The organism is Sinomonas sp. (assembly GCF_051955515.1).
Classification (GTDB): domain Bacteria; phylum Actinomycetota; class Actinomycetes; order Actinomycetales; family Micrococcaceae; genus Sinomonas.
Genome location: NZ_JBQCGQ010000244.1, coordinates 1 through 4,813 on the forward strand (window position 1 = coordinate 1; position 4,813 = coordinate 4,813).

The 4,813-nt window shown below is 65.9% G+C and carries 4 protein-coding genes and 1 pseudogene; 2 read left to right on the forward strand and 3 right to left on the reverse strand.

Going from position 1 to position 4,813, the window contains the following annotated elements; translation table 11 throughout:
• Positions 1-125: 125 nt before the first annotated feature.
• On the reverse strand, positions 126-1,766 hold the full coding sequence (kdpA, locus tag ACTHL9_RS14580) for a potassium-transporting ATPase subunit KdpA (protein WP_440520012.1): 1,641 nt from the start codon (positions 1,764-1,766) through the stop codon (positions 126-128).
• Between the two features lie 3 nt (positions 1,767-1,769).
• Complete coding sequence (locus ACTHL9_RS14585; protein ID WP_440520013.1) at positions 1,770-1,868, reverse strand: potassium-transporting ATPase subunit F; 99 nt, start codon at positions 1,866-1,868, stop codon at positions 1,770-1,772.
• 321 nt (positions 1,869-2,189) lie between these two features.
• On the opposite strand from ACTHL9_RS14585, the gene ACTHL9_RS14590 reads away from it, so the two are divergent.
• Together ACTHL9_RS14590 and ACTHL9_RS14595 are read left to right on the forward strand one after the other, a co-directional pair.
• A complete protein-coding gene (locus ACTHL9_RS14590) occupies positions 2,190-4,166 on the forward strand; it encodes an amino acid transporter (RefSeq protein ID WP_440520014.1) in 1,977 nt (658 codons plus the stop codon).
• A gap of 19 nt (positions 4,167-4,185) precedes the next feature.
• Positions 4,186-4,338: a hypothetical protein gene (locus ACTHL9_RS14595; RefSeq protein ID WP_440520015.1), complete on the forward strand. Its 153-nt coding sequence runs from the start codon at positions 4,186-4,188 to the stop codon at positions 4,336-4,338.
• 44 nt (positions 4,339-4,382) lie between these two features.
• Here ACTHL9_RS14595 and ACTHL9_RS14600 read toward each other — a convergent pair.
• A pseudogene (locus ACTHL9_RS14600) lies at positions 4,383-4,813 on the reverse strand (serine hydrolase domain-containing protein); the annotation flags it as partial.

Consider the following 4,813-nt stretch of genomic DNA (forward strand, 5'->3'; position numbering starts at 1 on the left):
AACCCTGCCCTGCTTGTAGGCGTGGCCGGACAGCTCGGTCACGCGTCGAGGCGGCATCTGGCCGCGATGGCGGTGCGCGGGCTGGGGCTGGGCGGGGACGCCCTGACGCGTGTCGTGCGAGGTGGTCATCTGGTGGTTCCCTCTGCGATGGGGCCCAGCGCGAGCGCCGGGAAGTAGTTCAGGGCGGTGAAGAGGACGGTGACGGTCCCCAGCAGGCCGGCGAAGAGCGGCCCGTAGGTGGCGAGGGTGCCGGGCGAGGGCGGGATGGGCTCCTGGGCCGCGAAGCTCCCGGCGAGGGCCAGGACAAGGACCATCGGCAGCAGACGTCCGACCCACATCGCGACGTCCATGAGCGAGGAGATGATCGGGTCCGAGGCGGTGAGGCCCGCGAACGCGGAACCGTTGTTGTTCGCCCCAGACGTGAAGGCGTAGAGGAGTTCGCTGAACTGGTGCGGTCCCTGCGAGGGCGCGTTTGCGACGGCAGACGGGATCAGGACCGCGGCCCCGGTCAGCGCGAGCACCAGGACCGGCGTCACCAAGAGGTACAGCGCCGCGAGCGTCATGTGCCTGGCCTGGATTTTCTTGCCCAGATACTCGGGGGTGCGTCCCACCATGAGGCCGCCGAGGAACACGGCAACGATGGCGAGGATGAGCATCCCGTACAGGCCCGAACCGACCCCGCCGGGCGCGACCTCGCCGAGCATCATATTGAACATCGCCATGCCGCCAGCCAGCGGCGGAAGCGAGTCGTGCGCTGCGTCGACGGCGCCGGTCGAGGTGAGCGTCGTCGCCGTCGCGAAGACGCCGCTCGCGGCGGGCCCGAAGCGTTGCTCGAGGCCCTCGCCCAAGTTCGGCCAGACGGAGAGCGCCCACGCCATGAATCCGGTCGAGAGGAGCCATAGCGACCCCATGACCGTCAGGATGGTGTAGCCCTGCTTCCGGTTCCCGACCATGCGCCCGAACGTATAGGGGAGGGAGAACGGGATGGCGAGGAGCAGGAACACCTCGAAGATGTTCGTGAGGGCGTTGGGATTCTCGAACGGATGGGCCGAGTTCGCATTGAAGTAGCCGCCGCCGTTGGTGCCGAGCTCCTTGATGGCCTCCTGGCTGGCCACCGGGCCGCCGGGAATCGTCTGCGAGACGCCCGTGATCGTGTTGTGCACGGCGGTGGGTCCCCAATTCTGGACGACACCGGTTACCACGAGGACGACGGCGGCAATCGCCGCGAGCGGGAGCAGGACCCTGAACGTGATGCGGGTCAGGTCGACCCAGAAATTGCCGAGCGAATCCGTTCCCTTGCGGGCGAGGCCGCGCACGAGGGCGAAGGCGACCGCGATGCCGACCGCGGCCGAGACGAAGTTCTGCACCGCGAGGAACGCCATCTGGACCACAAAGCCGAGGGTCGATTCGGGGACGTACGCCTGCCAGTTCGTGTTGGTGATGAAGGAGATGGCAGTGTTCATCGCCACCCACGGGTCCACCCCGGGAAGCTGCCCGCCTGACAGGATCGGCTGGAGGCGCTGTGCGAGGTACAGCAGGATGACGCCCGCCACCGAGAAGGCGACGACGCTCCGCGCGTATCCCTTCCAGGTCTGTTCGCTGTTCGGGCCTATGCCCGCGGCCCGGTAGATCCGGCGCTCGAAGGCGAGGTGGCCGTCGTCGTCCGCGACCTTGGCGAGGTACGCGCCCAAGGGACGGTGCACCGCGCCCAGCGCAACGATCAGGATTGTCAGCAGCGTGACGAAGGAGAGGATGCTGAAGGGCACGGCCTACCTCCCTCCCGGGCGGAAGAGCTGGTCCACCAGATACACGCAGAGGGCCAGAGCCAAGAGACCCAGCAGGCCCCAAGCGAGGACGTCGCTGCTCATTTGCCGTCCACCAGCTTCGACAGGGCGGACAAGCACCACATCACGAGCCCCGCGAGCACCAGAAAGATCGCCACGACGGCCACATCGGCCATGACACTGCCCCTTCCATGAGCCGCACCCTGCGGCCACTGTGGAACGAGTGAAACGCGGAGATTCTTGGACTCAGGCCCTTTTTGCTGATTCCTAACGGTGTATGCGGATTTCTTTGCGGCCCCTTTACACCGGGCATAAAGATCGCGTTAACCCCCGGCTCCACCCCTGCCATTGCCGGGTAGGCTCCCACCGTCGTGAAGAGCGGGAAGAGTGCAGAGAGGTTGTCCTGTGACTACTTTGAGCCGGCCGCCGGCAGAGCCGAGAGCGGAGAAGAAGTCGAGGGGCGGGTCCTTCAGGGCATGGCTCCTGCATGACCTGCATCAGACCCAGGCCATCCACCAGGGGCCTCACGCGGTCCCGCAGGTACATGAGAAAAAGCACCGGTGGTGGCAAGTCATGTGCCTCACCGGCGTGGACTACTTCTCGTCCCTCGGCTATGCGCCTGCCATTGCCGTGGTCGCCGCTGGCGTGCTTTCACCTCTGGCGACAATCGTGCTCGTCGCGGTCACGCTGTTCGGCGCGCTCCCCGTCTATCGGAGGGTCTCGGTCGAGAGCCACAGCGGGTCCGGGTCCATCGCCATGCTCGAACGCCTCCTGCCCCGCTGGGGCGGGAAGTTCTTCGTGCTGGCCCTGCTCGGCTTCGCCGCCACGGACTTCATGATCACCATGACCCTCTCGGCCGCCGACGCCGCGGCGCACCTGATCGCCAATCCGCTCATGCCCGGCTGGCTGCAGGGGCAGAACATCGGCGTGACCCTCGTTCTCCTGGCCTTGCTCTCGGCGGTGTTCCTCCGCGGCTTCCGCGAGGCGATCGGCGTCGCCGTCGTCCTCGTGGGGTTCTACCTCATCCTGAACGCGATCCTCGTCATCGTGACGCTCGGAGAGGCGCTCACCCACCCCCTCCAAGTCGGCGACTGGTGGCAGGCGCTCACCACCTCGCAGGGCAACCCGGTTCTCATGGTCGCCGTTGCCCTGCTGGTCTTCCCGAAGCTGGCCCTGGGCATGTCCGGGTTCGAGACCGGCGTCGCCGTCATGCCGCAGATCCGCGGGGACGCGACTGACACCGAAGAGAATCCTGTGGGGCGCATTCGGGGCACCAAGCGCCTCCTCACCGCGGCGGCGCTCATCATGAGCACCTTCCTGATCACGAGCAGCTTCACGAGCGTCGTCCTGATCCCGCAGAAGGAATTCGAGCCCGGTGGGGCTGCGGACGGGCGCGCGCTCGCGCTGCTCGCCCACGAATACCTTGGCGTCGGCTTCGGCACTGCCTACGACATCAGCACGATCGCGATCCTCTGGTTCGCCGGCGCCTCCGCCATGGCCGGCCTGCTCAACCTCGTGCCGCGCTATCTGCCCCGGTACGGCATGGCGCCGCAGTGGACCAGGGCCACTCGGCCGCTCGTCCTTGTGTTTACGTTCGTCGCGTTCCTCATCACGCTCATCTTCGCCGCCAATGTCGACGCCCAGGGCGGCGCCTATGCGACTGGCGTCCTGGTCCTCATGACGTCCGCGGCGATCGCCGTCACCCTTTCCGCGCGGCACCGGCAGCAGCGCAAGCTCACCATCGGTTTCGGGATTATCGCGGTCGTCTTCGTCTACACGACCGGTGCGAACATGATCGAACGGCCGGAAGGCATTCAGATCGCGGCGATCTTCATTGCGGCCATCGTCGTCATTTCCTTCATCTCCCGCGCCAAGCGCTCCTTTGAGCTCCACGCCACCAGCATCCATTTCGACGAGAAGGCGATCGAGTTCATCGCCTCAGCCGAATCCGGGCCGCTTCAGATCATTGCCCATGAACCTCTCCGACTGACCGGGCAGGCCTATCGCGACAAGCTCGAGTCCGCGAACGAGGTCAGCCATCTTCCGCTCGACGACAATGTCCTCTTCCTCGAGGTCATTGTGGACGACTCCTCGGACTTCGAAACCGACCTCGAAGTACACGGCGTCATGCGGCACGGATATCGGATCCTCGAGGTCCACGGGCCCGTTATTCCCAACACCATCGCCTCGGTTCTGCTCCACATCCGTGACGTCACCGGGCTCATGCCCCACATCTACTTCCGGTGGACCGAAGGCAATCCCGTGCGCAACCTACTGCGGTTCATGTTCTTCGGCGAAGGCGAAATCGCCCCCGTCACCCGTGAAGTCCTCCGTCAAGCCGTTCCGGACGTGACCCAGCGCCCCTGGGTCCACGTGGGCTAGTTTGAAAGGCACGGCACTCGTGGACATCCGGGAATGGTGGCCGAAATTGCGGCCCGAGACGCGAAACTGGCTTATTGAGCACAACGGCGAGAAGTTGCCGTCCGGGGTGCTGCTTTCCGATGAGGCAGTTGACTGGATCGAAGAGGTCGCCAACGATGAGGACCCCGGCTGAGATGGCGCTCATTTCGAGTTCTGGGCTCAAGCCGGGTTCTGGGCTCAATCCGGGTTCAGGCAGAGTCGGTCGAGCGTCTCGTTGACGACGCTTTCCATCTGCCCGCTCCATAGGTCTCGCTGGGCGTTCCCCGCGGAGCCCTCCAGTTCGGTCGGCAGGGGTGGCGGGACGACCGTCATGGTGGCAACGTAGCGGCCATCGTCGGAGGCGGCGGTGAACGTCAAATAGTCCCAGAGACCCCCGCGACCTTCGTATCTGGTGCCGCCCTTGCATCCGTCCGGCCACGTCCAGACGCCGAGCGCGTAAGGCGCCAGACTGGGCCGCTTCTCCAGCTCCGCGAGGCTCTTGGCCGAGATGAGCTTGCCCTGGAAGAGGGCGGAGAAGAACGTGTCGACGTCCGCCACGGTGGACGTAGCGCCCGCGGCGGCCGAATCGACCCTGTCCGCGTTGTCGGTGACGTCGAGCCGCTGCCCCT

What these genes read in the sequence shown, in the direction of transcription:
- ACTHL9_RS14585 (WP_440520013.1), bottom strand. Translation starts at nt 1,868, where the DNA reads ATGAGCAGCGACGTCCTCGCTTGGGGCCTGCTGGGTCTCTTGGCTCTG.